3 protein-coding genes are annotated in these 3206 nt (G+C 68.9%); 1 reads left to right on the top strand and 2 read right to left on the bottom strand.

Going from position 1 to position 3206, the window contains the following annotated elements:
- Window positions 1-336: 336 nt before the first annotated feature.
- The gene (locus ACFVUY_RS43270; RefSeq protein ID WP_387737356.1) at window positions 337-600 is read left to right on the top strand and encodes a hypothetical protein; all 264 of its coding nucleotides are present in this window, start codon (window positions 337-339) and stop codon (window positions 598-600) included.
- 30 nt (window positions 601-630) lie between these two features.
- Here ACFVUY_RS43270 and istB read toward each other — a convergent pair whose 3' ends face one another.
- Together istB and istA are read right to left on the bottom strand one after the other, a co-directional pair.
- Window positions 631-1425: an IS21-like element helper ATPase IstB gene (istB, locus tag ACFVUY_RS43265; protein ID WP_387737355.1), complete on the bottom strand. Its 795-nt coding sequence runs from the start codon at window positions 1423-1425 to the stop codon at window positions 631-633.
- Window positions 1426-1436: 11 nt separating this feature from the next.
- Window positions 1437-3056, bottom strand: coding sequence for an IS21 family transposase (gene istA, locus ACFVUY_RS43260; protein ID WP_387737354.1), 1620 nt, complete (start codon window positions 3054-3056; stop codon window positions 1437-1439).
- Window positions 3057-3206: the final 150 nt, after the last annotated feature.

Raw genomic sequence — 3206 nt, 5'->3', positions numbered from 1 at the left:
GTGGCTGCGTAGGTCATAGGCGAGAGCACTTGTCGGTGGGTTCCAGCATCACTCGTTGGCTGCGGATCCGACGAATGTTGGTGAGAAGTAGGAACACTGGCGTGGCGGGTGCGTGGTGGTCACGCGTGCGGAAGCAGGCTGGGCTGTGTCAGCATGACGCCATGCTGATCCGAAAGGTCGATGCCGCGTAGGCGTCCGAAGGCCGTCCGTGCTGAACGGTGGCGGCCGCGCAGGAATGTTGCAGTGCGTCGGGTCCGAGGGGTCTCCGCGCGGACCCGTGCAGCGATCCGCCGTCTCGAAGACGAGCGGCTATGGCCCAACGCTGTCGCTGACGCCTTGGACCGCTTCGAGTGGATGTTCAAGCTGCCGGGCCGCTATCTCAGTGCGTCCCATGTCTGGCAGCCTGGCTTGGAGGTCGAGTATGCCCGCGATGACCTGGAAGAGGTCATGCTCCACCTCCCTTGTGGTGCCCGGCGGGACCTGGGCCGGCTCGTGGATCGCATCGACGACGAGTTCGAGCGCCGCACGCTGCCGAACCCGGGTCCCGTCGATGAGTGGACGGTGGGCGGCTGGTGGTGGTCGAGAATCCGGGAGCGCTGAGGACGTTCCACGAATCCGTGGCGTGCGATGTCAGCCGACGGCTTGCTGTTCGGCGCGGGCGCGGGTGCTTGCGAGGCGGTAGGAGTCGGTGCCGGTCTCGATGATGGTGCCGTTGAAGGTGAGGCGGTCGACGATGGCCGCGCAGAGGCGGGGGTCGGTGAAGGTCTTGGTCCAGCCGGCGAACGACTCGTTCGAGGCGATGGCGACGCTGTTCTTCTCCTCCCGCTCGGTCAGAACCTGGAACAGCAACTCGGCTCCTCTGCGGTCGAGTTCCATGTAGCCCAGCTCGTCGATGCAGAGCAGGTCGACGCGGCCGTAGCGGGCGATGGTCTTGGCGAGCTGCTTCTCGTCGGCTGCCTCGACGAGCTCGTTGACGAGCTTGGTGGCGAGCACGTACTTGACGCGGAAGCCGGCCATCGCGGCCTCGGTGCCGAGCGCGATCAGCAGGTGGGACTTGCCGGTGCCGGAGTCGCCGATCAGGCAGAGCGGCAGACTCTTCTTGATCCACTCGCAGGCCGCGAGGGTGTGGATCGTCGCCGGGTCGATGTTCGGGTTCGCGTCGAAGTCGAACTTCCGCAGCGACTTGTCCCGGGGGAAGCCGGCGGCCTTGATCCGGCGCTCGGAGCGGCGCCGGGCCCGGTCGTCGCACTCGGACATCAGGAGCTCGGAGAGGAAGCCGAGGTAGGACATCTGCTCGCGGGCGGCACTCTCGGCGAGTTCGGGGAACTGGGCGCGGATGGTGGGCAGCCGCAGCATCCGGCACGCCTGGTCGATGGCGGCGGTGGCGGCCTGCTCGGTGATTCCTCGCTGGCGGGGGAAGGTCACGGCGTTCTCCTTCACGGGGTCGGGCGATTCGGTCGACGGTGTCGCAGCAGCTGGTCGTAGTGGGCCACCGAGGGCAGCGGCCTCGTGTCGGGCGGGAGCTGGGCCAGGCGCCGCTCGGTGAGCGAAGTCACCGTTGCCCGGTCTGCGGCGGGCGGCTCCGGTTCTGCAGGCGTCCTCATGTCGGCCTCGGCGGCCTTGCGTGCCTCCAGCGCGACGGCGTCGGCGGTCAGCGCGCCTGACCGGAGGGCGGCAGCGAGGCCGGCGACGAGATGCTCGTGGGGCAGATGCCGGCCCAGCAGCAGGACTTCGATCAGCGCGCGGGTGCCCTCGCGCTCGCCGTGGGCTTTGCGGGCGGCCGCCCACCAGGCGTCGTGGACCGGGGTGAAGCGGCCGGCTGAGCGGGCCTGGTCGAGTGCGGTCGCCCCGGGCAGGGCACCGGGCTTGCGGACCAGGGCCTCCAGGTAGTGGTCCAGATCGAGGCGGGTGCCGCCTTTGGCGATCAGCCTCTCGTGCCGGGCGACCTCCTCCCGGCCGTCGTAGACGACCAGCTCGGAGGCGTGCAGCATGACCCGGACGGTCCGGCCGATCATCCGCACCGGCACCGAGTAGCGGTTGTTGCGCACCCCGATCTGGCTGTAGCGGTCGACCCGTGGGGTGAACAGTCGGCCCGTCTCGAACGGCTCGTCCGGCAGCGACTCCAGGAGCGGCCGCTCGGCGGCGAAGTACTCGCCGATGGTGCGGGGCCGGGACCGGATCCGGCGGGCCTCGTCCTCCTCGTCCCATCGGTCGATCATCGCATTGAGCTCGGCCAGCGTCGCGACGTCGGGGACGGGGACGAGGTGGTTGCGGCGGAACCAGCCGATCTGGCCCTCGACGCCGCCCTTCTCATGGGCGCCGCCGATGCCAGGCTGACAGTAGAGGACATCCAGGCCGTAGTGCGAGCGGAACGCGGTCCACCGCTCGGCCTCCACACGCTGGCGGGAGAAGCCCAGCACCCGGGCGACGGCGGCCCTAAGGTTGTCGTAGCGGACCCTCCCGGTCGGTACCCCGCCCAGCGTGTTGAGAGCGTGGACGTGGCCCTCAAAGAACGCCTCCTGCCCGCACGAGGCGAAGATCCGGTGCACCGCCTTGCCGGAGTAGGACAGCCGGAACGCGAACAGGTAGCAGGTCACCAGCTCGCCGGCCAGACGCACCGTCACGTCCCCGAAGTCGACCTCCGCCTCCGCACCAGGCTTGTGGGTCTGTGGGACGAACGCGTCCACCACCCCGCGGCCCGCCTGCAGACGGATCTCCTTGCGGCGCTCGGCCACGTAGCCACGGACCATCTGGTACGAGACCTCGTCGGCGCCATGCTCGTCCACCAGCCGGTCGTAGATCCGCTTCACCGTGTGCCGCTGCTTGCGCGGCGCATCCAGATCCGCCCGCAGCATCTGGTCGATCAGCGGCTTGAACGGATCGAGCCGCGTCGCCCTGGGCTCCGGCTTCTTGCGCGGCTCGGGCCACGCCGACTCCAGGGCCTTCTTCACCGTCAGGAAGCCGACGCCGTACTTCCGCATGAGGGCGCGGTTCGACAGCCCGGCACGCGAGTCACGGCGGATCGCCGCGTACAGATCGACCTTGGACTTCGGCAACACCCCGGCCCCCTCGTCGTGCAGAGCACAACCATGGTCCCGAAGCAAGCATCCAGGTGTTCTCAAAACCCGGCGACATCACTCTTCCGTGGCACGGGGTGCTCTCGCCGCTCAGCGACAGGTGCTCTCACGAACCACGTATAAAGCCAA

Source organism: Kitasatospora sp. NPDC058063 (assembly GCF_042885395.1).
In the GTDB taxonomy this organism is placed as follows: domain Bacteria; phylum Actinomycetota; class Actinomycetes; order Streptomycetales; family Streptomycetaceae; genus Kitasatospora; species Kitasatospora lactacystinica.
Note: the sequence above shows the minus strand (reverse complement) of the source record. Positions and strands in the feature narration are given on the sequence as shown.